Raw genomic sequence first — 25,176 nt, 5'->3', positions numbered from 1 at the left:
GGTGTGGGTGAGTTTTTTCAACACTAACACCACGCCCCACCTCGGGCACCGCCCCCGCCCCGCCGGTCGTGATAGTCGACCAGTTCGAGGAGACCTTCACTCTCGACACCGACGAGGCGGACCGGCGTACCTTCGTCCAGCTCCTGCACTCGGCCAGCACCCCTGCCGCCCCTGGCGAACGGGCCCCCGCTCTGGTCGTCCTGGGCATCCGCGCCGACTTCTACGAGCAGTGCCTCGGCTACCCGGAGCTGGCCGACGCGCTCCAGCACCGGCACATGGTGCTCGGTCCGCTGTCCACCGCCGAACTACGCGAGGCGGTGACCGGCCCGGCCAAGGCGGTGGGCCTGGAGCTGGAGCCCGGCCTCGCCGAACTGATCGTCCGTGAGGTGAGCGCGGACGGCCCGCGCGGTGCCCATGACGCCGGTGTCCTGCCGCTCCTGTCCCATGCCCTGCTCGCCACCTGGCAGCGCCGCAAGGCGGGTCGGTTGACGCTGGCCGGCTACCGGGCCGCCGGTGGTATCCAGGGTGCGGTGGCAGCGACCGCCGAGCGCGCCTGGTCCAGCCTGGACCCGGCCGCCCGCACCGCTGCCCGGCTGCTCCTGCTCCGCCTGGTGCGACTCGGCGAGGACACCCAGGCGACCCGCAGGCGAGGCACCCGGCGCCAGCTGGCCGCCGAGTCCACCGACCCCAACAAGACGGAAGAGTCGCTCGAAACGCTCGTCCGGGCCCGGCTGGTGACGCTGGACGCGGACACCGTGGAGATCACCCACGAGGCGCTGCTGCACGCCTGGCCCCGACTGCGCGAGTGGCTCGACGAGGACCGCAAGGGCAATCTGCTGCGCCAGCGCCTGGAGGAGGACGGCAGAGCCTGGGAGGAGTCCGCCAAGGACTCCGCGCTGCTCTACCGGGGGTCACGGCTGGAACAGGCCCATGCCTGGGCCAAATCCGCCGGTGACACCTTCCTGACCCGCAGTGCGGTGGAGTTCCTGGCGGCTTCCGTGCGGCTGCGTCGACGTACGGTGTGGATCAGCCGGGCCGCCGTGTCGGCGCTGGTCGTGCTCGCGGTGGTGGCGGCGGGTGCCGCCGTGATCGCCCGGCAGCAGCGGGACGACGCGGTGTTCGAGCGGGTGGTCGCCGAGGCCGACCGGTTCCAGTACTCGGACCCCTCGCTCTCCGCCCAGCTCGACCTGGTGGCCCACCGCCTGCGCCCGGACGACGAGGGCGCCAACAACCGCCTGATCTCCATCGTCAACGCCCCGCTGGCCACCCCCCTGCTCGGCCACACCGGCGCCGTCTACCTGACCACCTTCAGCCCCGACGGCAAGGTCCTGGCGACCGCCGCCTACGACCGCACGGTCCGGCTGTGGGACGTGACCGACCCGACCCGGCCGAAGCCCTTGGGCAAGCCCCTCACCGGTCACACCAGCTGGGTCTCCAGCGCGGTCTTCAGCCCCGACGGCAGGACCCTGGCCAGCGCCGGCGACGACGGCACCGTCCGCCTCTGGGACGTCTCCGACCCGCGGCACCCCCTCTCGCTGGGCTCCCCGCTGGCCGGCCACGACGGCACCATCTACCTGGTCGCGTTCAGCCCCGACGGCCGCACCCTGGCCGCCGCCGACGAGGACCACACCGTCCGCCTCTGGGACGTCCGCGATCCGCGCCACCCCGCTTCGCTGGGCACTCTCACCGGCCACACCGAGGCGGTGCGCTCCCTCGCCTTCAGCCCCGACGGCCGCACCCTCGCGGCCGGCAGCGACGACAACTCGATCCTCCTGTACGACGTCTCCGACCCCCGGCACCCCGAGCGCGTGGGCGCACCGCTGACCGGGCACGGCGCGACCGTGCACTCGGTGGCCTTCAGCCCGGACGGCCGCACCCTCGCCAGCGGCAGCAAGGACGACACCGTACGACTGTGGGACGTCGCGGACCCGTCGCACGCCAAGGCGCTGGGCGGACCGCTCACGGGCCACACCGGGCCCGTCTGGTCGGTGGCCTTCAGCCCCGACGGATCCATGCTCGCCGCGGGCAGCGCGGACTCCACGGCCAGCCTGTGGAACGTCGGCAACCCGGCCTTCCCCTCCCAGGTGGGCGAGCCGCTCGCGGGCAGCAGCGGCGAGATGTACGCCGTCGGCTGGAGCCCCGACGGGCACACCCTGGCCACCGGCAGCGGTGACGGCAAGGTGCGGCTGTGGTCGGTGCCGGGTGCGGACATGATCGGTGCGGCGGGGGCGTTCAGCCCGGACGGCCGCGTCCTGGCCACCGGCGGTGGCGACAGCCGGATGCGGCTGTGGGACATCACGGATCCGGCGCGGCCCACCGAGCTCGGCACACCGTTCCGCACCGGGTGGCGAGACCTGCGCTCGATGGTGTTCACCCGGGACGACCGCACCCTCGTCATCCTCACCGGCGAGAACAACGTCAACTGGGTACAGCTGTGGAACGTCTCCGACCCCGCACACCCCGCCCAGTACGGTGCCCCGGTCCGGCTGAACACCCGGTACGCGGGCGCCGAAGCGCTGGCGCTGAGCCCCGACGGGCGCACCGTGGCCGCCGACTACGACGACCGCACGGTCCAGCTCCTCGACATCGGCGACCCGGCCCGTCCCCGACGCGTCGGCGACCTCCTCAAAGGCCACACCGGCTACGTCAACGCGCTCGTCTTCAGCCCGGACGGCCACACCCTGGCCAGCGGCAGCGCGGACGGTACGGTCCGCCTCTGGGACGTCTCCGACCGGACTCGTGCCCGGCCCCTGGGTGCCCCCCTCAAGGGCCATCTGGGCCCCGTCAACACCCTGGCCTACAGCCGCGACGGGCACACCCTGGCCAGCGGCAGCGACGATGACACGGTCCGCCTCTGGAACGTCTCCGACCCGGCGCACGCGACCCGGCTGGGCGCGGTCCTCACCGGCCACACCGAGGCGGTCGTCTCCCTGACCTTCAGCCGGGACGACCGGACCCTGGCCAGCGGAGGCAACGACAACACGGTCCGCCTGTGGAACGTGTCGTCCCCCTCCTCGGCGCACCCCATCGGGCAGTCCATGAGCCCCAACGCCAAGACGGGCAACTTCCTCTCCTTCAGCCCGCGCAGCAACATGCTGGGGGTCTCCAGCGGCGCCGACACGGTCCGGCTGTGGAGCCTGGACGCCGACCAGGCGGTCGACCGCATCTGCTCGGTCACCCGTAACGTCCTGACGCCCGCCAAGTGGCGCGAGTACCTCCCCCGCCTCGCCTACGACCCGCCCTGCGACGACTGATCGACCCCCACCTACGACCGCCTTTGAGTGATCCCGATCACAACTGCACAAGACGGCTGAGAAGTTGACTCCCGCCGCACAGGCCACCTTGTTAGGCTGACCACAACCCGGTCGCTGGTGCATCCCCCGTCGCCAGCGACCGGGCCTTTTCATGCCCGCCCCACCCCCACCGCACACCACACGCAGAAGGCCCCCGATCCATCCGGACCGGGGGCCTTCGTGCTGGTGGGGCTAACAGGATTTGAACCTGTGGCCTCATCCTTATCAGGGATGCGCTCTAACCAACTGAGCTATAGCCCCGCCGCGCTCTGCGGTGTGTGTCCCGCGCGCTGACTCCTGAAGATTAGCGCACGACCGGGGCAGTCCCAAAATCGGTTGTCGGGGGATCATCAGGAGAGGTTTGAACCGCGGTCACTCGTCCTCGGCCAAGGTCAGCTCGATGCCGCCGACGAAGCCCGCGGAGAGGTTGTAGATGAACGCGCCGAGGGTCGCCAGCGCCGTCGCGAGGACGACGTCGATGACCGCGATGATCGCCGTGAACATCAGGACGTGCGGCAGGGAGAGGAACGCCTGCAGGTCGAAGCCGTTGGACTCGTTCGAACCGGTGGCCTCCGAGATGGTGCCGCCGACCGTCGAGAAAACGCCCATCGCGTCCAGCACCATCCACAGCACCGCAGCCGCCACGATCGAACAGATGCCCAGCGCGATGGAGAGCAGGAAGCTGACCTTCATCACCGACCAGGGATCGGCCTTGGCGACCCGCAGCCGGGCCTTCCGGGTGCGTGGGGCGGGGCGCGTACCGGCGCCCGTGCGGGGGCGCCGTACGCCTGCCGCGGGCGCCTGCGGGGCCTGTGCGGCCTGCGCCGCCGGATAGGCCTGCGGCGGATGGTAGGGCCCGGCGGGCTGCTCGGTACGGCGTTCCCCGGGCAGCGGGGAGGCACTCTGCTGCTGCGCGGGCGCCGGCCGGTCGCCCGGCGCGGCCGGCCCTCGGGTGTCGGTCACGGATCCCCCCTGCGCTCCCTTGGCGTCCGGCGCGGCCCCCTTCGCGGGCGCCTTGATCGCCTTCAGCTGGGTCGTGTGCGTGTCCGCCTGCTGCGGCTGCGGCGCACCGCCCCCGTCGGACGCGGCGGAGCCACGGCCGCCGCCGTCCGCATCCGTACCCGTCGAGGTACCGGCCGATCCGGCGCCCGTGGCTCCGCTCACGATGACTCACTCCTCGTGCCTACTCGGCCGAGGGCGCCTCACCCTCGTCCGTGCCGCTGGTCGCGACACCCTCGGCGGTCTCGTCCACGGCGTCCTCGCCGTCGACTTCCTCCGCCTCGCTGCCGGCCTCGGCGTTACGTGCGATGCCGACGACGGCATCGCGCTTGCCCAGGTTGATCAGTTGGACGCCCATGGTGTCACGGCCCGTCTCCCTGACCTCGCTGACTCGCGTACGAATCACACCGCCGGACAGGGTGATGGCGAGGATCTCGTCGTTCTCCTCGACGATCAGCGCGCCGACGAGCGAGCCGCGGTCCTCCACGATCTTGGCGGCCTTGATTCCCAGGCCGCCGCGGCCCTGGACGCGGTACTCGTCGACACGGGTCCGCTTCGCGTACCCCCCGTCGGTGGCAGTGAACACGAACGTACCGGGTCGAACAACATTCATCGACAGAAGTTCATCCCCTGCACGGAAACTCATGCCCTTGACACCGGAGGTGGCCCGGCCCATGGGACGCAGAGTGTCGTCCGAGGCGGTGAACCTGATCGACTGTGCCTTCTTGCTGATCAGAAGCAGATCACTCTCCGCCGACACCAGCTCGGCACCGATCAGTTCGTCATCGGAACCGTCCTCCCGCTCCCGCAGGTTGATCGCGATGACACCGCCGGAGCGGGGCGAATCGTAATCCTTCAGAGGCGTCTTCTTGACCAGACCGGCCTTGGTCGCCAGCACCAGGTAGGGCGCCGCGTCGTAGTCGCGGATCGCGAGGATCTCGGCGATCGCCTCGTCCGGCTGGAAGGCCAGCAGGTTCGCCACGTGCTGACCGCGCGCGTCCCGGCCGGCGTCCGGCAGCTCGTACGCCTTCGCCCGGTACACCCGGCCCTTGTTGGTGAAGAACAACAGCCAGTGGTGCGTGGTGGAGACGAAGAAGTGGTCGACGATGTCGTCTTCCTTCAGCTTCGCGCCCCGCACGCCCTTGCCGCCGCGCTTCTGCGCCCGGTAGTCGTCCGTCTTGGTCCGCTTGACATAGCCACCGCGCGTGACGGTGACCACGATGTCCTCCTCGGCGATCAGGTCCTCGATGGACATGTCACCGTCGTAGGGCACCAGCATGGTCTTGCGGTCGTCGCCGTACTTCTCGACGATCGCGGCCAGCTCCTCGCTGACGATGCCGCGCTGGCGCACCGGCGAGGCGAGGATCTCGTTGTACTCGGTGATCTTCGCCTGGAGTTCGTCGTGCTCCTGGATGATCTTCTGGCGCTCCAGGGCGGCCAGGCGCCGCAGCTGCATCTCCAGGATGGCGTTGGCCTGGATCTCGTCGATCTCCAGGAGCTCCATCAGGCCCGTGCGCGCGATCTCGACCGTGTCGCTGGCCCGGATCAGCGCGATGACCTCGTCGATCGCGTCCAGCGCCTTCAGCAGACCGCGCAGGATGTGCGCCCGCTCCTCGGCCTTGCGCAGCCTGAAACGGGTACGGCGGACGATGACCTCGATCTGGTGCGTCACCCAGTGCCGGATGAACGCGTCCAGCGACAGGGTGCGCGGCACGCCGTCGACCAGCGCCAGCATGTTGGCGCCGAAGTTGGTCTGCAGGTCGGTGTGCTTGTACAGGTTGTTCAGGACGACCTTGGCGACCGCGTCCCGCTTCAGCACGATGACGAGGCGCTGACCGGTCCGCGACGAGGTCTCGTCCCGCACGTCGGCGATGCCGCCGACCTTGCCGTCCTTCACCAGGTCGGCGATCTTCTGCGCGAGGTTGTCGGGGTTCACCTGGTACGGCAGCTCCGTCACCACCAGGCACTGGCGGTTCTGGATCTCCTCGACCTCGACGACCGCGCGCATGGTGATCGAGCCGCGGCCCGTGCGGTAGGCCTCCTCAATGCCCTTGCGGCCGACCACCAGCGCACCCGTGGGAAAGTCCGGGCCCTTGATCCGCTCGATCAGCGCGTCCAGAAGTTCCTCGTGCGAGGCCTCCGGGTTCTCCAGGCACCACTGGGCGCCGGCCGCGACCTCGCGCAGGTTGTGCGGCGGGATGTTCGTCGCCATGCCGACCGCGATGCCGGCCGAGCCGTTGATCAGCAGGTTCGGGAAGCGGGACGGCAGGACGGTCGGCTCCTGGGAGCGGCCGTCGTAGTTGTCCGTGAAGTCGACGGTCTCCTCGTCGATGTCGCGGACCATCTCCATCGACAGCGGCGCCATCTTGCACTCGGTGTACCGCATGGCGGCCGCCGGGTCGTTGCCCGGGGAGCCGAAGTTGCCGTTGGAGTCGACGAGCGGCATCCGCATCGACCAGGGCTGGGCGAGCCGCACCAGGGCATCGTAGATGGAGGAGTCGCCGTGCGGGTGGTAGTTGCCCATGACGTCGCCGACGACACGGGCGCACTTGTAGAAGCCGCGCTCGGGGCGGTAGCCGCCGTCGTACATCGCGTACAGCACGCGCCGGTGGACGGGCTTGAGGCCGTCCCGGACGTCGGGCAGCGCGCGGGACACGATGACGGACATCGCATAGTCCAGGTACGAGCGCTGCATCTCCGTCTCGAGCCCGACGGGCTCGATGCGCATCACGACGTCGCCGCCCTCTTCAGGGGTGACAGGGGTGTTCTCGTCGGCCATAGCTGGTGAAGATCCTTCCTGGTGCGGTCAGCTGAGACCGACTCAGATGTCGAGGAAGCGGACGTCCTTGGCGTTGCGCTGGATGAACTGGCGGCGGGCCTCGACGTCCTCGCCCATCAGGACCGAGAACAGGTCGTCGGCCTGGGCGGCGTCGTCGAGGGTGACCTGGCCGAGGACCCGGTGGTCGACGTCCATGGTGGTCACGCGCAGCTCCTCGGCGTTCATCTCGCCGAGACCCTTGAAGCGCTGGATCGAGTCCTCCTTGACCCGCTTGCCGCGCTGGCGGCCGAGTTCCAGCAGCGCGTCGCGCTCGCGGTCGGAGTACGCGTACTCGACCTCGTCCCGGCCCCACTTGATCTTGTAGAGCGGCGGACGGGACAGGTACACGTGCCCCTGCTCCACGAGGTCCCGCATGAAGCGGAACAGGAAGGTCAGCAGCAGGGTGTTGATGTGCTGGCCGTCGACGTCGGCGTCCGCCATCAGGATGATCTTGTGATAGCGGAGCTTCTCGATGTCGAAGTCCTCGTGCACACCCGTGCCGAAGGCCGAGATCAGCGCCTGGATCTCCTGGTTCTGCAGGATCTTGTCGATCCGCGCCTTCTCGACGTTGAGGATCTTGCCGCGGATCGGGAGGATCGCCTGGTACTGCGGGTTACGGCCGGACTTGGCCGAGCCGCCGGCGGAGTCGCCCTCGACGATGAAGATCTCGCACTTGGTGGGGTCGTTCGACTGGCAGTCGGAGAGCTTGCCCGGCAGCGAGGCGCTCTCCAGGAGGCCCTTGCGACGGGTGAGGTCGCGGGCCTTGCGGGCCGCCACGCGCGCGGTGGCCGCCTGGATGCCCTTGCGGATGATGTCCGCCGCCTCGACCGGGTTGCGGTCCAGCCAGTCGTTCAGGTGCTCGTAGACCGCCTTCTGCACGAAGGTCTTGGCCTCGGTGTTGCCCAGCTTGGTCTTCGTCTGGCCCTCGAACTGCGGCTCGCTCAGCTTGACCGAGATGATCGCGGTCAGACCCTCGCGGATGTCGTCACCGGTGAGGTTGTCGTCCTTCTCACGCAGCAGCTTCTTGTCCCGCGCGTACTTGTTGATCAGCGAGGTGAGCGCCGCGCGGAAGCCCTCCTCGTGGGTGCCGCCCTCATGGGTGTGGATGATGTTGGCGAACGAGTACACGCCCTCGCTGTAGCCGCTGTTCCACTGCATGGCGACCTCGAGGGACAGGCTCTTGTCCTTGTCCTCTGCCTCCAGGTCGATGATCGTGGGGTGCACCACGTCTCCCTTGCGGGAGTTGAGGTACTTCACGAAGTCGACGATGCCGCCCTCGTAGTGGTACGTGACGGTCTTGACCTCGGCCTTCTCGTCCGCACCCGCCTCGTCCGCACCGGCGACGGCCTTCGCCGACTCGCGCTCGTCGGTGAGCCGGATCGTCAGGCCCTTGTTGAGGAACGCCATCTCCTGGAAGCGCCGCGACAGCGTCTCGAAGGAGTACTCGGTGGTCTCGAAGATGTCCGGGTCGGCCCAGAACGTGACCGAGGTGCCGGTCTCACCGGTCTCCTCGTGCTTGGCCAGCGGAGCCGTGGGAACGCCCAGCTTGTAGTCCTGCGTCCAGCGGTGACCGTCGGTCTTGATCTCGACGGACACCCTGCTCGACAGCGCGTTCACGACGGACACGCCCACACCGTGCAGACCGCCGGAGACGGCGTAGCCGCCGCCGCCGAACTTGCCGCCCGCGTGCAGCACGGTCAGCACGACCTCGACGGCCGGCTTGCCCTCGGACGCCACGATGCCGACGGGGATGCCACGGCCGTTGTCCACGACGCGCACGCCGCCGTCGGCCAGGACCGTGACGTCGATGGTGTCCGCGTAGCCCGCAAGGGCCTCGTCGACGGAGTTGTCCACAACCTCGTACACCAGGTGGTGCAGGCCACGTTCACCGGTGGAGCCGATGTACATGCCGGGTCGCTTACGGACCGCGTCCAGCCCTTCGAGCACGGTGATGGCACTGGCGTCGTACGAAGCGGAGGCTGCGCCAGAACCAGCGGCCTCACCGTGCGCGCCGGCGTCGGTGGACGGGATGTTCTCGTTGGGGTTGCCGGAATCGGCCACGAAGCGCCCTTTCTGGCACAGCACGAGCCGGGCTCGTCGGCGGGTTGCCGGAGCGGCTGCGGCATGTTGCGTTGGTAAGCCTTGATCAGCGTTGCTCAGCTTTTCCCGGACGGTCCCCACGTTCGGGGCGGGATTGTCTCCCAGTCTACCGGTAGCGCCGACAGTGATGGGGGTTTGCCGGTACCTGAGTCCGCATGTGCCGCCCTGAACCGGCCTGTGCCGACTCCCGATATGCGGATGGGGGCTCCAAGAGGCTCACAGCGGCACTCAGCGCTTCCAGCTGTCAACCCTTGGCTACTCGGGCGTCAGGTCGCGATTCGCATCCGCGTGCGGACGCACGGCGGCCAGCCGGGCCGGCCGTGGAACGGCACCGCACCCGGCTGCGATCGTGACGTAAGTCACGCGTGAATCAGCCGTAGGTGTCCCCGGGACCCGTGCTCCCCGGGGCGCGCAGCGGACCGTAGCGCCGGGGCGGTCCTCCGGGATTGAGCACCTTGATCAGGCGTACGGTGCCGTGGCCCAGGTCCTCGTTCAGACGCGCGACCAGCGCGGGCGCGAGGTGGCGCAGCTGGGTCGCCCACGCCGTGGAGTCGCACTGCACGACCAGCACCCGCTCGTCCTCGTCGTACCGCTGCGGCACACAGTGCTTGGCCAGGTCCGCACCGACGATCTCCGGCCAGCGGCCCATCACCCCGCCGACCGCGGCCGGCGTCTCCCAGCCGCGCTCGGTGATCAGCCGGTTGATCGCCGAGCCCAGCGCCATGGGGTCGCGCCCGTCGGCCCGCGCGCCGGAACGCAGACCACCGCGCCGCGCCTGCTTCCGCTGCTGCGCCGCGTCCCCACGCGCGCGTGCCGCCTCCCTGGCCGCCCTGAGCGCCACGCGCGCGAGGTCGACACCGGAGGGCTCGTCCGCGGGCGCGGGCCCGGATCCGTCCGTGCTCATGCGCGCTCCACCGCCCCGTCGGCCACCGCGTACCGCGTCCCCACGAAGATGTGCGGGACGTCGTCGTCCACGGCGGCGGTGACCAGCACCTGCTCCCCGGGCGCGACCAGCTCCGCCAGCCGCTCCCGGCGCCGGGCGTCCAGCTCGGCGAACACGTCGTCGAGCACCAGCACCGGCTCGTTCCCCTCGGCCCGCAGCAGGTCGTACGACGCGAGGCGCAGCGCCAGCGCGTACGACCAGGACTCGCCGTGCGAGGCGTACCCCTTGGCGGGAAGCTGCCCGAGCTTGAGGACCAGGTCGTCGCGGTGCGGACCGACCAGCGTCACACCCCGCTCGATCTCCTGCTTGCGGGCGTCCGCCAGGGCCGCCGTCAGCTGGAGGTACAGATCCTCGCGGGTGTGCGCCTCACCGGGCGCCGACGGCCTGTACTCCAGTGCGACCGGCCCGCCGCCCGGCGCCAGCTGCTCGTACGCCTTGTCCGCCAGCGGCTGGATCGCGGCGACCAGGTCGAGCCGCTGGGCGAGCAACTCGGCCCCCGCGCGGGCGAGATGCTGGTCCCACACGTCCAGCGTCGAGAGATCCATGGAGCGGCCGCCGTGCCGCCGCGCCAGAGCCGCCGACTTCAACAGGGTGTTCCGCTGCTTGAGCACCCGCTCGTAGTCGGACCGCACGCCGGCCATCCGCGGCGACCGCGCGGTGACCAGCTCGTCCAGGAAGCGGCGCCGCTCGCCGGGATCGCCCTTCACCAGCGCGAGGTCCTCGGGCGCGAACAGCACGGTCCGTACGATGCCCAGCACGTCACGCGGCCTGACCTGCGAGGACCTGTTGATGCGGGCACGGTTCGACTTGCCGGGGTTGAGCTCCAGCTCGACCAGCTGCTGCCGGTCGACCTGCCGGACCTGGGCCCGGATGACCGCCCGGTCGGCGCCCATCCGGACCAGGGGAGCGTCGGAGGCGACCCGGTGGCTGCCGAGGGTGGCGAGATAGCCGACGGCCTCGACGAGGTTGGTCTTGCCCTGGCCGTTGGGGCCGACGAAGGCCGTGACGCCCGGGTCGAGCGGGACCTCGACCCGGACGTAGGAGCGGAAGTCGGCCAGCGACAGATGCGTGACGTGCATGGGTGTTCCGCCGACCTCCCCGTGACCTGCTGTTTCTTCTTGCCTGGTGCTACTTCGCCGTTACGGCGTGGCCGCCGAACTGGTTGCGCAGCGCGGCGATCATCTTCATCTGCGGCGAATCCTCCTGCCGGGAGGCGAACCGCGCGAACAGCGAGGCGGTGATCGCGGGCAGCGGCACCGCGTTGTCTATCGCCGCCTCCACGGTCCACCGGCCCTCACCGGAGTCCTGTGCGAAACCCTTCAGCCGGTCCAGGTGCTCGTCCTCGTCGAGGGCGTTCACCGCGAGGTCGAGCAGCCAGGAACGGATGACCGTCCCCTCCTGCCAGGAGCGGAAGACCTCGCGCACGTCCGTGACGGAGTCGACCTTCTCCAGCAGCTCCCAGCCCTCAGCGTAGGCCTGCATCATCGCGTACTCGATGCCGTTGTGGACCATCTTCGCGAAGTGGCCCGCGCCGACCTTGCCGGCGTGCACCGAACCGAAGTCGCCCTCGGGCTTGAGCGCGTCGAAGACCGGCCGGACCTTCTCGACGTGCTCGGCGTCGCCGCCGTACATGAGGGCGTAGCCGTTCTCCAGGCCCCAGACACCGCCGGAGACCCCGCAGTCGACGAAGCCGATGCCCTTGGCGGCCAGCTCCTCGGCGTGCTTCTCGTCGTCCGTCCAGCGCGAGTTGCCGCCGTCCACGACCACGTCACCGGGGTCCAGGAGCTCGGCCAGCTCGTCGATCGTGGACTGCGTCGGCGCCCCGGCCGGGACCATCACCCACACCACGCGCGGGCCGCTGAGCTTGCCCACAAGCTCTTCCAGGCTGTGGACATCGGCGAGGTCCGGGTTGCGGTCGTATCCGACGACGGTGTGGCCCGCGCGGCGGATCCGCTCGCGCATGTTGCCGCCCATCTTGCCGAGGCCGACGAGACCGAGCTCCATCAGTTGGTTCCTTAGGTTGCGGTGTGGCAGGACAGGCACGTACGTGCCCGCGTCCGAGCCTAATCCCGGCCCTTTGCGCACAGTTGTGGGCATAGCCGCTCACCTGGGGAAACCCACCGTGCCTCGGTGCCGGGTACCCACAGGGAACGGCCCGGCACCATGCACAGCTGTGGACAACTCAGCCGCTGAGGCGCACCGGCATGATCAGGTACTTGTAGGCCTCGTCCGCCTCGGCGTCCAGCGCCGGCTTGCCGCTGAGCAGCGCGGGCTTGGTGGACGTCGTGAACGACAGCTGGGCGACCGGCGAGTCGATGGCGCTGAGGCCGTCCAGCAGGAAGGTCGGGTTGAAGGCGATCGAGATGTCGTCGCCGTCCAGCTGTGCGTCGACCCTTTCCACAGCCTGTGCGTCGTCGCTGGAACCGGCCTCCAGGATCAGCACACCCTGCTCGAAGCTGAGCCGCACCGGGGTGTTCCGCTCGGCGACCAGGGCGACGCGCTTGACGGCCTCCACGAAGGGGGCGGTCTCGATCACCGCGACGGAGTTGAACTCGGTCGGGAACAGCGTGCGGTACTTCGGCAGGTCGCCTTCGAGCAGCCGCGTGGTGGTGCGCCGGCCCGCCCCCTCGAAACCGATGAGCCCTTCACCGGCACCGGAGCCGGACAGGGCGAGGATGACGCTGTCGCCGCTCGTGAGGGCCTTGGCGGTGTCCAGGAGCGTCTTGGCGGGCACCAGGGCGACCGCGGAGGCCTCCGGGTTCTCCGGCTTCCACAGAAACTCGCGGACCGCGAAGCGGTAGCGGTCGGTGGAGGCCAGGGTGACCGTGTCGCCCTCGATCTCGATCCGCACGCCGGTCAGCACCGGCAGCGTGTCGTCACGCCCGGCGGCGATGGCCACCTGGGAGACCGCCGAGGCGAAGACCTCGCCGGGGACCGTGCCCGTCGCGTTGGGCATCTGCGGCAGCGACGGGTACTCCTCCACCGGCAGGGTGTGCAGCGTGAACCGGGACGATCCACAGACCACCGTGGCCCGTACACCGTCTGTGGAAATCTCCACCGGCCGGTTGGGCAGTGCCCGGCAGATGTCGGCGAGCAGCCGGCCGGAGACGAGGACCGTGCCCTCCTCCTCGACCTCGGTCTCGACGCTGACCCGCGCGGAGACCTCGTAGTCGAAGCTGGACAGGCTCAGCTGGCCGTCCTCGGCCTTCAGCAGCAGGCCGGCGAGGACCGGCGCCGGCGGACGGGCCGGGAGGCTGCGTGCCGCCCAGGCCACTGCCTCCGCGAGTACGTCGCGTTCCACCCGGATCTTCACCGTAAGCCCGCCTCCTGCTGTTGCCGGGGCTTCTCGCCCTGCTGCGTCTTCGTCGTCTGTCCCGGTGTCGCCGGCCCCGGGGAGGGGAAGAACACCGGGGACCAGTCTGACGCACCGCACTGACAGCTGGTGCCCCTCGGGGTCAAGTCGTGACGAGGCGCGGTCGGAGGCCGGAGAGCGAGTTGTGCACAGGGCCCTCTTCGAAACGGATTCCGAGCTCTCTCTAGTTGCCAGTAGTAGTAGGGGCTGTGGATACCGTGGATAACCTCGTTTGCCCAGCTCAGGGCCGAGATTTTGTCCACTGCCCCTGTGGGCGGAACCGGTGGACAACTGGGGGTCGCTGTGGAGAACAGAAAGTTCTGCACACACCGTGCACAGCCTGAGGGGAGTTCTCCCCAGCGCCGTCCCCAGCTTTACCCGTCTTTCCCACAGGCCAACCCGGCACCTTCGTGTGACGCCTTTCACTCGACGCGGTGAGCGAGCGCGTCGCGTTGCCGAACAGTGGACAGCGGTGTGGAGAAGCTGGGGATCGCTGGGGACAACCACCCCCAAGCCTGTGGGGTACCGGTGGACAACTTCATGCACAGCCTGTGGATCTTTTGCTCGTCCACAGTCTGTGGAGATCCGTTGTCCACCATTCCACAGCCACCTGAGCTGCCCTGATGCAGTTTCGCCCGCCTGCCTGTGGACGACGTTCGGGACAACTTCACAGTCCCCAGGGTGTGGACGCAAGAAAGTCGGCAAATCTGTGGAGGACGCCCGTAACCCGGCCGGTAATCGAACAGCGGACCCTGCTTGAGCGCCCCCTCGGGGGCACGGGGACTGCGCGACCGGCCCCCACCGGGCCGGCAGCGCCCCCCTCCCGAGCCGCCCAGAACGCCAAAAGGCGCCCTCGGGATCTCTCCCGAGGGCGCCTGAAGGCCCTTACAGCTACCCGTTCTTGATGCGGTTCGTCAGCTCCGTCACCTGGTTGTAGATCGACCGCCGCTCCGCCATCAGCGCCCGGATCTTCCGGTCGGCGTGCATCACGGTCGTGTGGTCCCGGTTCCCGAACTGCGCCCCGATCTTCGGCAGCGACAGATCCGTCAGCTCCCGGCACAGGTACATCGCGATCTGCCGCGCCGTGACCAGCTGCCGCCCGCGCGAGCTCCCGCACAGGTCCTCGACCGTGAGCCCGAAGTAGTCCGCGGTGGCCGCCATGATCGCCGTGGCGCTGATCTCCGGCGTGGCGTCCTGGCCCCCGGGGATCAGGTCCTTCAGCACGATCTCGGTCAGCCCGAGATCGACCGGCTGCCGGTTGAGCGAGGCGAACGCCGTCACCCGGATCAGCGCGCCCTCCAGCTCCCGGATGTTGCGCGAGATGCGGGAGGCGATGAACTCCAGCACCTCCGGCGGCGCGTTCAACTGCTCCTGCACCGCCTTCTTGCGGAGGATCGCGATCCGCGTCTCCAGTTCCGGCGGCTGCACGTCGGTGATCAGGCCCCACTCGAAACGGTTCCGCAGCCGGTCCTCCAGGGTCACCAGCTGCTTGGGCGGCCGGTCGCTGGAGAGCACGATCTGCTTGTTGGCGTTGTGGAGCGTGTTGAAGGTGTGGAAGAACTCCTCCTGCGTCGACTCCTTGTCCGCGAGGAACTGGATGTCGTCGACGAGCAGGATGTCCATCTCGCGGTAGCGCTTGCGGAAGCTGTCGCCCTTGCCGTCGCGGATGGAGTTGATGAACTCGTTGGTGAACTCCTCCGAGCTCACGTAGCGCACGCGGGTGCCCGGGTAGAGGCTCCGCGCGTAGTGCCCGATGGCGTGCAGCAGGTGCGTCTTGCCCAGGCCCGACTCCCCGTAGATGAAGAGCGGGTTGTACGCCTTGGCGGGTGCTTCGGCGACGGCGACCGCGGCCGCGTGCGCGAAGCGGTTGGACGCGCCGATGACGAACGTGTCGAAGAGGTACTTCGGGTTCAGGCGCGCGGTCGGCTCACCGGGGCCGCCGACCGGCGCGGACTTCCCGCCGGGCTGCCCGGCGCCGCCCGCGCCCTGCGCGTTCGGGAGGTTCGGCAGGTCCGGCCGGACCGGGCCGCCGCGGTGCCCCGGGCCCGGACCGCCGTTGGGCTCGGGCAGCTCACGGCGCCCGGTGTCCCGGTCGTAGTCGGGGCGGTCGTAGTCCGACCGGTCGTAGTCGGGGCGCGGCGGTTCGTACTCCGGGCGCGGCTGCTCGTACGGCGGCCGGTCCAGCGGTTGCTGGGGGCGGTACTCCTGGCCGTAGGAGTCCCCATAACCGTCCGAGCGGTAGGTCTCCTGGGAGGGCGAGGCGTAGGGGTCGCGCTCGGGGAAGCCGAGCCGCTGCTGCTGCCAGCTGTACTCGTCCTGGCCGGGGCGTGGCCAGGCGCCGGGTTCGGGGCGCTGGTACTCGGCGGGGTAGGCGGGCCGGGCGGTGGGGAGCTGGTCGCGGCCGCCCGGGTCGGGCAGCTGCTGGTCGGCGCGGTGACGGCCGTATCCCCCGTCGTACCGCGACGACGGGAGCTCGGGCTCTTCGTACCGCTGCTGCACGGGCGGTGCCGGCGGGGCCGGGGGCTCGCCGGCGGACTCGTCCACGGTGATCGCGATCCGGATGGGCCGTCCGCACTCGCGGCTCAGGGACTCGCTGACGATCGGTGCGAGACGGCCCTCCAGTACGTTCTTCGCAAATTCGTTCGGTACCGCGAGCAGGGCGGTGTCGGCCACCAGCGCGAGCGGCTGGCAGCGGCGGATCCAGTGTTCGTCCTTCGCCTCCACACCCTGACCGCGGCCCTCACCGAGAAGCTGCTCCAGTACTCGTGGCCACACTGCGGCAAGATCGGCAGGTACGTCAGCCACAGGGCACGCTCTCTCACAGGTCCCACGAACGTGTGGTTCGAGGACGGGTCGGGATGAAAATCAGGTCGGGCGGGGATAAAGGAACGAATCGGAGTCCAGTCACGGTAGTCAGCGTGGCGGCTGCGGTTCAAGTTGTTGTCCCCAGCCTGTGGATAGTGTCTCTCCGTCACTGCTGGTTTGACCGAATGGCGTAGCCCCGCGTACCGTAACCAGGTCGAGTTGTCGATGGCTGCTGCCGCCTGCCTCCGATGGGCACAGATCGCTGAAGGTGATCGGGAAGCGGTGCACTCGGGCGTGATGCGAGCTTCTCGTGGGCGCACGGTGACAGCCAGGACGGCACCCGCCACCACCGATTTGATTTCTGGAGCCCCCGAGTGAGCAAGCGCACCTTCCAGCCGAACAACCGTCGTCGCGCGAAGACCCACGGCTTCCGGCTGCGTATGCGGACCCGTGCCGGCCGCGCGATTCTCGCGTCTCGCCGTAGCAAGGGTCGCGCCCGTCTGTCCGCCTGATCCCGGTCAGGTCATGACGTCGTGCTGCCCACCGAGAACCGGCTGAGGCGGCGCGAGGACTTCGCGACCGCGGTACGACGAGGGCGTCGGGCAGGCCGCCCGTCCCTCGTCGTCCACCTTCGTAGCGGTGCCACGGACCCGCACGCGCCTGGGGAGAGCGCTCCCCCGACGCGTGCGGGTTTCGTCGTGAGCAAGGCCGTGGGTGGTGCCGTTGTGCGCAACACAGTGAAGCGCAGGCTGCGCCATCTGATGCGTGAGCGAGTCGCCCTGTTCCCCCCCGGTAGCCTGGTAGTCGTACGAGCGCTGCCCGGAGCGGGTGACGCCGACCATGCACAGCTGGCCCGAGACCTGGACGCCGCCATCGAGCGGCTGCTGGGAGGGGGCGCGCGATGAAGTACCCGCTGCTGGCTCTGATCAAGCTGTACCAGTGGACGATCAGTCCGCTGCTGGGTCCGGTGTGCAAGTACTACCCGTCGTGCTCCCACTACGGCTACACGGCCATCGACCGGCACGGTGCGATCAAGGGCACGGCACTCACGGCCTGGCGCATCCTGCGGTGCAATCCGTGGTCGCTCGGCGGTGTGGATCATGTCCCGCCGCGCAAGCGCCCGCGGTGGCACGAAATGCTGCGTGACGCCTGGCGTGCACGCAGGGGCGGGTCCTCCGCCGCCGAACCGGCCACCGAGGAGAAGCCTCTCTCCGAGCTTCCTTCGAGCCCGGCCGCAGAGACTTCGTCCCATGCCCAAGGAGCATGATTAGTGGACACGATTGCCAGCCTGTTCAGCTTCATCACGACACCCGTCTCATGGGTCATCGTCCAGTTCCACTCGGTGTACGGGAAGATCTTCGGTCCCGACACGGGCTGGGCCTGGGGCTTGTCCATCGTGTCCCTGGTGATTCTGATCCGTATCTGCCTGATCCCGCTCTTTGTGAAGCAGATCAAGGCGACCCGGGCCATGCAGACGCTCCAGCCCGAGATGAAGAAGATCCAGGAGCGCTACAAGAACGACAAGCAGCGTCAGTCCGAAGAGATGATGAAGCTGTACAAGGAGTCGGGTACCAACCCGCTCTCCTCGTGCCTTCCCATCCTGGCGCAGTCCCCGTTCTTCTTCGCCCTGTACCACGTGCTCAACGGCATCGCGTCGAACCAGACCATCGGCGTGATCAACGAGTCCTTGCTGGCCAGTGCCCAGAAGGCGCACATCTTCGGCGCCCCGCTCGCCGCGAAGTTCACGGACGGCTCCGCGAAGGTGTCGGCGCTCGGTGCCTCTCTCACTGACGTCCGGGTCGTCACCGCGATCATGATCGTCCTGATGTCGGCGTCGCAGTTCTACACCCAGCGCCAGCTGATGACGAAGAACGTCGACACCACGGTCAAGACGCCTTTCATGCAGCAGCAGAAGATGCTGATGTACGTCTTCCCGGTCATGTTCGCCGTCTTCGGTATCAACTTCCCGGTCGGTGTCCTCGTCTACTGGCTGACCACCAACGTGTGGACCATGGGCCAGCAGATGTACGTCATCCGCAACAACCCGACCCCGGGCTCCAAGGCCCAGGCCGCGTACCTGGAGCGTCTGACCAAGCACGTCACGCACCACGGCAAGACCCGTCGGCGCAGTGAGAAGACCATCATCAAGGCGATCGTCGCCAAGGGCCGGGACCGTAACGAGTTCGAGCGCTCGTTCATCAACGCGCTGACCAAGGCGGGCCTCGTGGCCCAGGCCGACGGCACGGTGGTGAAGGGCGAGGCACAGGCGGTCACGCAGACGGAGGACGGCGTCACGACCACCGCCGCCGCCAGGCGTCAGCAGCCCAAGCGCCAGACCAAGGCCCAGCGGCAGTCCGGTGCTGTGAAGGCGACCGGTGACTCCACGTCGGCTTCTGACTCGTCGGCCTCGGATGATGCGTCGGCTGCGGCGGGCTCGACCACCTCGCTGGAGAAGTCCGACGAGCCGCAGGACGCCAAGCCGGCTGCCCAGCAGGCCCCCAAGAGCGGCTCCAACGGCCGCAGCAGGGCCCAGTCCGGTCAGCGAAAAGGCGGTCCTCAGCGCCCCAAGTCCCCGTCCAAGAAGTAAGAAGGAGCCCATCCCGTGACGGAAGGCACCACCTCCGCCGCTGCCGAGGGTGCAGACACCCTGACCCGCCTGGAGCAGGAGGGCGAGATCGCGGCGGACTACCTCGAAGGTCTGCTGGACATCGCCGACCTCGACGGCGACATCGACATGGATGTCGAGGCCGACCGCGCCTCCGTGTCGATCATCAGCGACTCGGGCAGCCGGGACCTGCAGAAGCTGGTAGGCCGCGACGGCGAGGTGCTGGAGGCGCTCCAGGAGCTGACCCGCCTGGCCGTGCACCGGGAGACCGGTGACCGTAGTCGCCTGATGCTCGACATCGCGGGCTACCGTGCCAAGAAGCGTGCGGAGCTCTCCGAGCTGGGTGCCAAGGCCGCCGCCGAGGTGAAGAGCACCGGCGAGCCCGTCAAGCTCAAGCCGATGACCCCGTTCGAGCGCAAGGTCGTGCACGACGCGGTCAAGTCCGCCGGGCTCCGCAGCGAGTCCGAGGGCGAGGAGCCGCAGCGGTTCGTCGTCGTGCTGCCCGCCTGAGCGGTCCCCCTTGTGTCACCGGCCCCGTCTGTTGAGCAGGCGGGGCCGAACTTTGTCAGCCTGGTAGTTCTGGTGGCCGGTGCGCGGAGCGCCGGCGCGGTACGGAAGGACGGTCCCCGTGACGGAGGCTGCGGAGCTCCCCCCGGCGCCCGAACAGGCGCGGGAAGTGTTCGGTGAGCGCTTCGCCGATGCGGTCCGCTACGCGGAGCTGCTCGCCGAGGCAGGCGTGCAGCGGGGTCTGATCGGCCCACGGGAGGTGCCCCGCCTGTGGGAGCGGCACCTGCTGAACTGTGCGGTGCTCTCGGAAGCCGTCCCGGAGGGGGTGACCGTGTGCGACGTAGGGTCCGGAGCCGGCCTGCCGGGCATTCCGCTGGCACTGGTCAGGGAGGACCTCAACATCACCCTCCTTGAGCCCCTGCTGCGACGCACCAACTTCCTCACCGAGGTCGTCGAACTGCTCGGCCTGGACCATGTGACCGTGGTGCGGGGTCGTGCCGAGGAGGTCATGGGCAAGCTGCCTCCGGTGCATGTGGTGACGGCCCGTGCGGTGGCCCCGCTGGACCGGCTCGCGACCTGGGGTATCCCGCTGCTCCGGCCCTACGGTGAGATGCTCGCCCTCAAGGGTGACACGGCGGAGGAGGAGCTGAAGGCGGCGGCCACCGCCCTGTCCAAGCTTGGCGCGGTGTCCACGTCGATCCTGCATGTGGGTGAGGGCGTGGTGGATCCGCTGTCCACCCTCGTCCGTGTGGAGGTCGGGGAGAGTCCGGGCGGTGTGCGCTTCGCGGCCAAGAAGGCGAAGGCAGCTCGTACCGGGAGGACACGTAGGCGCCGCTGATCCGTCCTGACGACCAGACGTACTCCACACAAGCTGCCAAACCTCAGCACGACGGAGTGTCGCGGCTTTTCGGTGCCGCTCGCTGTCATCGTGTTTCACGTGAAACGTCGCTCACTGCTCCACGGCATCATCAGTCGGGGCCGCGCTGCGGCCGAACCGCGCGACCGAAAGCCTCTCGGATCTCTCGGAGAGGAGGCCACCGGTGACACTCCGTCCTCCCTGCGGGGTGCGGAGTTGTCCACAGAGGTGGATTTCTCCACAGAACACCAGGCCTCACTGGTTCACGACCCCGAAGACATGGGAGGCTCTGTTCATTGCGAGCCTGAAGTCGAGGAGAGTGAATCCTTGCGGTCCGACGCCAACATCGCGGGACCGATGACCGATCCGGTCCCCGGTCCCCGTACCGAGTCGATGGGGGCGGATGTTTCACGTGAAACACCGCCTCCGATGGACGACACTCCCATCGGTCGTGCTGCCCAACTCGCGGTGGAGGCTCTGGGCCGCGCCGGCGAAGGACTGCCACGTCCGGAGCAGACCAGAGTCATCGTGGTCGCCAACCAGAAGGGCGGCGTGGGCAAGACGACGACCACCGTCAACCTTGCCGCGTCCCTTGCCCTGCATGGCGGCCGCGTCCTGGTGATCGACCTCGACCCACAGGGCAATGCGTCCACTGCGCTGGGGATCGACCATCACGCCGAAGTTCCGTCCATCTACGACGTGTTGGTCGAGAGCAAGCCACTGGCCGAGGTTGTCCAACCGGTGGTGGACGTCGAAGGTCTCTTCTGTGCCCCCGCCACGATCGATCTCGCCGGTGCGGAGATCGAGTTGGTGTCCCTGGTGGCTCGGGAGAGTCGGCTGCAGCGTGCGATCCAGGCGTACGAGCAGCCGCTGGACTACATCCTCATCGACTGCCCGCCCTCGCTCGGCCTGCTGACGGTCAACGCGCTTGTCGCGGGTGCCGAGGTGCTCATTCCGATCCAGTGTGAGTACTACGCTCTGGAAGGCCTTGGCCAGCTGCTCCGCAACGTCGACCTGGTACGGGGGCACCTCAACCCCGACCTGCACGTGTCGACCATCCTGCTCACCATGTACGACGGCCGGACGCGTCTCGCTTCCCAGGTCGCGGACGAGGTGCGTAGCCACTTCGGCGACGAGGTGCTGCGGACGAGCATTCCCCGCTCGGTCCGCATCTCCGAGGCGCCGAGCTATGGGCAGACGGTACTGACCTACGATCCTGGATCGAGCGGTGCCCTCTCTTACCTTGAGGCGGCCCGAGAAATCGCGCTGAGGGGCATCGGGGTCAGCTACGACCCCACGCAGGCCCACATCGGCGCTCAGACCAATCCGAGCATGGTGGAGGGGATCCAGTGAGCGAGCGACGGAGGGGGCTGGGTCGTGGTCTCGGTGCACTGATCCCAGCTGCCCCGACCGAGAAGACCCCGGCCCAGACGGCCATGGGGGGAACGGTAACGCCGTCCCCCGCCGCGGCTCCGGTGCTGACGACCGACCGTGGAGTCGCTGCGGCCAAGGTGACGACGCTGCCGCCCGTTTCGCATGAAGCCGAGGAGCCGTCGGTGTTCGGAGGGGGCATGGAGACGCCCGCTCCTCCGGTGGGCGCTCACTTCGCGGAGATCCCCCTCGACGACATCACGCCGAACCCGCGGCAGCCACGTGAGGTCTTCGACGAGGATGCTCTGCACGAGTTGGTCACCTCCATCCAGGAGGTCGGTCTTCTCCAGCCTGTCGTCGTGCGGCAGTTGGGCCCGTCCCGCTACGAGCTCATCATGGGCGAGCGGCGCTGGCGTGCCTGCCGTGAAGCCGGCCTGGAGGCGATCCCGGCGATCGTCCGGGCGACGGACGACGAGAAGCTCCTCCTGGACGCGTTGCTGGAGAACCTGCACCGTGCCCAGCTGAACCCGCTGGAAGAGGCCGCCGCCTACGACCAGCTGCTGAAGGACTTCAACTGCACGCACGACCAGCTGGCCGACCGCATCGGGCGCTCCCGCCCGCAGGTCTCGAACACGCTGCGGCTGCTGAAGCTCTCTCCGGCGGTCCAGCGCCGGGTGGCCGCCGGAGTCCTGTCGGCCGGGCACGCGCGGGCTCTGCTCTCCGTCGACGACTCGGAAGAGCAGGACCGGCTGGCCCATCGGATCGTCGCCGAGGGCCTGTCGGTGCGGGCCGTCGAGGAGATCGTCACCCTCATGGGTTCGCGTCCCCAGACGACGACGCGGGCCAAGGGCCCCCGGGCCGGTGCCCGGGTCTCCCCGGCGCTGACTGATCTCGCGACCCGACTCTCGGACCGCTTCGAGACACGGGTGAAGGTCGATCTGGGCCAGAAGAAGGGCAAGATCACCGTCGAGTTCGCCTCGATGGAGGACCTTGAGCGGATCCTCGGCACGCTTGCCCCGGGCGAGGGGCCGGTCCTGCACCAGGGTCTCCACGACGGCGACTCATCGGCGTCCGAGGATCCCGAGGACTGACCGTCGCTCGGACGAGAGCGGATCGTGTCCGGTGCGTACCGGAACACGGTCCGCTCTTTGCTTTCAGGCGGTGTCGGTGGCATCGCTGTGTGGATACGATGCGAACGGTATGGCGCATCCACCGGGCAGCTGGCAGCACCTCTCAGAGAGGCGGGGGCCATGCGATCGATGAGCCGCACCGGACTGGTGAGCGTGGGTCTGGGACTGGGCGCGACCGTCGGATTCCTCGGCAGTCTGCTCAGGGAACGCAGCGCTCTGACAGCCGCTCGCGACGCCGCGGGCGAAGGAAGCGAGGAACAGCCTTCATGGGGCGTCGGCTCGTACCGCTTACGCTGGACAACCTTCAGGACCTTCCCCAGCGCTGTCGCTCGTGTGTCTTCTGGGAACTGGACCCCGTCAGCAGCGAAGCAGCGGTGAGAGCGGGCACATCCGCGCTGGAGAAGGAGTCCTGGATCTCCGCTGTGCTGCTCGACTGGGGATCGTGCGGACGGGTGGTCTACGTCGACGATGTGCCGGTGGGCTTTGTGCTCTACGCTCCGCCCGCCTACGTTCCTCGGTCCACGGCGTTCCCCACAAGTCCGGTCTCACCGGACGCCGTGCAGCTGATGACCGGCTTCATCATGCCTGGCTATCAGGGACAGGGGCTCGGACGCGTGATGGTGCAGACGGTGGCCAAGGATCTGCTGCGGCGGGGGTTCAAGGCGATCGAGGCGTTCGGTGACGCTCGCTACACGGAACCTGCGTGTCTGCTCCCCGCCGAGCATCTGCTGGCCGTGGGCTTCAAGACCGTCCGGCAGCACCCCTCACACCCCCGGCTACGGCTGGAGCTGCGGTCCACGCTCTCCTGGAAGGAAGACGTGGAGCTGGCGCTCGACCGGCTTCTGGGAGCCGTCCAGAAGGAACCGGCGTTGCGCCCGCTGTGAGTGCCTTCATGCGAATGGGCCAACCCGCAGGGGTTGGCCCATTCGTGTTTCACGTGAAACATCACTCAGCGATGAAGTCCTCAAGGTCGCGGAGCAGCGCCGCCTTCGGCTTGGCACCCACGATGGTCTTGGCGACCTCGCCGCCCTGGTAGACGTTCAGGGTCGGGATCGACATGACGCCGTACTTGGCCGCCGTGTTCGGGTTCTCGTCGATGTTCAGCTTGACGATCTCGATCTTCTCGCCGTGCTCGGCGGCGATCGCCTCAAGCGACGGAGCGATCTGGCGGCACGGGCCGCACCACTCGGCCCAGAAGTCCACCAGGACGGGCTTGTCGCTCTTGAGGACGTCCTCGTCGAACGTCGCGTCGGTTACTGCCTTCAGGGTGCCGGCCACGGCGGGCTCCTTTACTTGATCGTGCGGTGGGGCGGAAGGGGAAAGATCAGACGGAGGTCTTCTCGGGCTCGGCCTTCTCCTCGTCCGCGAGAGCGGAGAGGAAACGCTCGGCGTCGAGAGCGGCCGAGCAGCCGGTGCCGGCCGCGGTGATCGCCTGGCGGTAGGTGTGGTCCACCACGTCACCCGCGGCGAACACACCCGTCACGTTGGTGCGGGTCGAGGGCGAGTCGACCTTGAGGTAGCCCTCCTCATCGAGGTCCAGCTGGCCCTTGAAGAGCTCGGTACGCGGGTCGTGGCCGATCGCGATGAACAAGCCGGTGACCGGAAGGTCGGAGAGCTCGCCGGTCTTGACATTGCGCAGCTTCAGACCGGACAGCTTCTGCTCGCCTTGGACCTCGGCGATCTCGCTGTCCCAGGCGAACTTGATCTTCGGGTCGGCGAAGGCGCGCTCCTGCATCGCCTTGGAGGCGCGCAGGGTGTCCCGGCGGTGGACGATCGTCACCGACTTGGCGAACCGGGAGAGGAAGGTGGCCTCCTCCATCGCGGTGTCACCGCCGCCGATCACGGCGATGTCCTGGTCCTTGAAAAAGAACCCGTCACAGGTGGCACACCAGGAGACGCCACGTCCGGAGAGGGCGTCCTCGTTCGGCAGGCCGAGCTTGCGGTGCTGGGAGCCCGTGGTGACGATGACGGCCTTCGCCTTGTGGACCGTACCGGCCGTGTCCGTGACGGTCTTGATCTCACCGGTCAGGTCGACGGAGACGATGTCGTCCGGGATCAGCTCGGCGCCGAAACGCTCGGCCTGCGCCCGCATGTTGTCCATGAGGTCGGGGCCCATGATGCCGTCCCGGAAGCCCGGGAAGTTCTCCACTTCGGTGGTGTTCATGAGGGCGCCGCCCGCGGTGACAGCCCCCTCGAACACCAAGGGCTTCAGCGACGCGCGCGCGGTGTAGAGCGCCGCCGTGTAGCCGGCGGGCCCGGAGCCGATGATGATCACGTTACGGACGTCGCTCACGGCTTGATTCCTCGTCTCTGGTCTACGTCATTCGACCGGTGGGGGCTCCCGTCAGAAGCCCTCACCCCACCCAACGGATCCTAAGGGGCGCGCATTCCCGGTGT

Annotated in this window: 19 protein-coding genes, 1 tRNA gene and 1 pseudogene; 10 read left to right on the top strand and 11 right to left on the bottom strand. The window is 68.7% G+C overall.

Features of this window, described 5'->3' with window-relative positions:
* Positions 1–50: 50 nt before the first annotated feature.
* Positions 51–3,254 (top strand): annotated as a pseudogene (locus AB0M11_RS28555) (WD40 repeat domain-containing protein); the annotation flags it as partial.
* Positions 3,255–3,477: 223 nt separating this feature from the next.
* Here AB0M11_RS28555 and AB0M11_RS28550 read toward each other — a convergent pair.
* From AB0M11_RS28550 to dnaA, 9 genes are all read right to left on the bottom strand, one after another.
* Positions 3,478–3,554: transfer RNA gene (locus AB0M11_RS28550), tRNA-Ile, on the bottom strand.
* A gap of 111 nt (positions 3,555–3,665) precedes the next feature.
* Positions 3,666–4,457: a DUF3566 domain-containing protein gene (locus AB0M11_RS28545; RefSeq protein WP_365710418.1), complete on the bottom strand. Its 792-nt coding sequence runs from the start codon at positions 4,455–4,457 to the stop codon at positions 3,666–3,668.
* A 19-nt stretch (positions 4,458–4,476) separates the two neighbouring features.
* Positions 4,477–7,071: a DNA gyrase subunit A gene (gene gyrA, locus AB0M11_RS28540; protein WP_365710416.1), complete on the bottom strand. Its 2,595-nt coding sequence runs from the start codon at positions 7,069–7,071 to the stop codon at positions 4,477–4,479.
* A 42-nt stretch (positions 7,072–7,113) separates the two neighbouring features.
* Positions 7,114–9,195, bottom strand: coding sequence for a DNA topoisomerase (ATP-hydrolyzing) subunit B (gene gyrB / locus AB0M11_RS28535; RefSeq protein ID WP_365710414.1), 2,082 nt, complete (start codon positions 9,193–9,195; stop codon positions 7,114–7,116).
* Between the two features lie 385 nt (positions 9,196–9,580).
* Positions 9,581–10,114: a DciA family protein gene (locus AB0M11_RS28530; RefSeq protein ID WP_365710412.1), complete on the bottom strand. Its 534-nt coding sequence runs from the start codon at positions 10,112–10,114 to the stop codon at positions 9,581–9,583.
* Positions 10,111–11,232 carry a DNA replication/repair protein RecF gene (recF, locus tag AB0M11_RS28525; RefSeq protein WP_365710410.1) on the bottom strand — a complete coding sequence of 374 codons (1,122 nt, stop codon included), beginning with the start codon at positions 11,230–11,232 and terminating at the stop codon, positions 10,111–10,113. The genes AB0M11_RS28530 and recF overlap by 4 nt, the downstream gene beginning before the upstream one ends.
* A 49-nt stretch (positions 11,233–11,281) precedes the next feature.
* Positions 11,282–12,157 (bottom strand): phosphogluconate dehydrogenase (NAD(+)-dependent, decarboxylating), encoded by an 876-nt coding sequence (gene gnd / locus AB0M11_RS28520; RefSeq protein WP_365710408.1) that lies wholly within the window; start codon positions 12,155–12,157, stop codon positions 11,282–11,284.
* A gap of 178 nt (positions 12,158–12,335) precedes the next feature.
* On the bottom strand, positions 12,336–13,466 hold the full coding sequence (gene dnaN, locus AB0M11_RS28515) for a DNA polymerase III subunit beta (protein WP_181801349.1): 1,131 nt from the start codon (positions 13,464–13,466) through the stop codon (positions 12,336–12,338).
* A 930-nt stretch (positions 13,467–14,396) separates the two neighbouring features.
* Positions 14,397–16,310: a chromosomal replication initiator protein DnaA gene (gene dnaA / locus AB0M11_RS28510; RefSeq protein WP_365710406.1), complete on the bottom strand. Its 1,914-nt coding sequence runs from the start codon at positions 16,308–16,310 to the stop codon at positions 14,397–14,399.
* A gap of 374 nt (positions 16,311–16,684) precedes the next feature.
* Between dnaA and rpmH the strand changes: the two genes are divergently transcribed.
* From rpmH to AB0M11_RS28465, 9 genes are all read left to right on the top strand, one after another.
* Positions 16,685–16,822, top strand: a complete 138-nt coding sequence (gene rpmH, locus AB0M11_RS28505) for a 50S ribosomal protein L34 (protein ID WP_003956500.1) — start codon at positions 16,685–16,687, stop codon at positions 16,820–16,822.
* 21 nt (positions 16,823–16,843) lie between these two features.
* Positions 16,844–17,215, top strand: a complete 372-nt coding sequence (gene rnpA, locus AB0M11_RS28500) for a ribonuclease P protein component (RefSeq protein WP_365710404.1) — start codon at positions 16,844–16,846, stop codon at positions 17,213–17,215.
* Positions 17,212–17,577, top strand: a complete 366-nt coding sequence (gene yidD / locus AB0M11_RS28495) for a membrane protein insertion efficiency factor YidD (RefSeq protein ID WP_365710402.1) — start codon at positions 17,212–17,214, stop codon at positions 17,575–17,577. Before rnpA ends, yidD begins: the two co-directional genes overlap by 4 nt.
* 3 nt (positions 17,578–17,580) lie before the next feature.
* Positions 17,581–18,897, top strand: a complete 1,317-nt coding sequence (gene yidC, locus AB0M11_RS28490; RefSeq protein WP_365710400.1) for a membrane protein insertase YidC — start codon at positions 17,581–17,583, stop codon at positions 18,895–18,897.
* 15 nt (positions 18,898–18,912) lie between these two features.
* Positions 18,913–19,425 (top strand): R3H domain-containing nucleic acid-binding protein, encoded by a 513-nt coding sequence (locus AB0M11_RS28485; RefSeq protein ID WP_365710398.1) that lies wholly within the window; start codon positions 18,913–18,915, stop codon positions 19,423–19,425.
* Between the two features lie 118 nt (positions 19,426–19,543).
* Positions 19,544–20,260, top strand: a complete 717-nt coding sequence (rsmG, locus tag AB0M11_RS28480) for a 16S rRNA (guanine(527)-N(7))-methyltransferase RsmG (protein WP_365710396.1) — start codon at positions 19,544–19,546, stop codon at positions 20,258–20,260.
* Between the two features lie 297 nt (positions 20,261–20,557).
* Positions 20,558–21,631: a ParA family protein gene (locus AB0M11_RS28475; protein ID WP_365710422.1), complete on the top strand. Its 1,074-nt coding sequence runs from the start codon at positions 20,558–20,560 to the stop codon at positions 21,629–21,631.
* Complete coding sequence (locus AB0M11_RS28470; RefSeq protein ID WP_365710394.1) at positions 21,628–22,740, top strand: ParB/RepB/Spo0J family partition protein; 1,113 nt, start codon at positions 21,628–21,630, stop codon at positions 22,738–22,740. Before AB0M11_RS28475 ends, AB0M11_RS28470 begins: the two co-directional genes overlap by 4 nt.
* A gap of 305 nt (positions 22,741–23,045) precedes the next feature.
* The gene (locus AB0M11_RS28465) at positions 23,046–23,663 is read left to right on the top strand and encodes a GNAT family N-acetyltransferase (RefSeq protein WP_365710392.1); all 618 of its coding nucleotides are present in this window, start codon (positions 23,046–23,048) and stop codon (positions 23,661–23,663) included.
* Between the two features lie 61 nt (positions 23,664–23,724).
* Here AB0M11_RS28465 and trxA read toward each other — a convergent pair whose 3' ends face one another.
* Positions 23,725–24,057 carry a thioredoxin gene (trxA, locus tag AB0M11_RS28460; protein WP_181801339.1) on the bottom strand — a complete coding sequence of 111 codons (333 nt, stop codon included), beginning with the start codon at positions 24,055–24,057 and terminating at the stop codon, positions 23,725–23,727.
* Positions 24,058–24,103: 46 nt separating this feature from the next.
* Positions 24,104–25,072, bottom strand: coding sequence for a thioredoxin-disulfide reductase (gene trxB / locus AB0M11_RS28455; RefSeq protein ID WP_365710390.1), 969 nt, complete (start codon positions 25,070–25,072; stop codon positions 24,104–24,106).
* Positions 25,073–25,176 lie beyond the last annotated feature (104 nt).

It is taken from the genome of Streptomyces sp. NPDC051987 (assembly GCF_040680735.1).
GTDB lineage: Bacteria > Actinomycetota > Actinomycetes > Streptomycetales > Streptomycetaceae > Streptomyces.
Note: the sequence above shows the minus strand (reverse complement) of the source record. Positions and strands in the feature narration are given on the sequence as shown.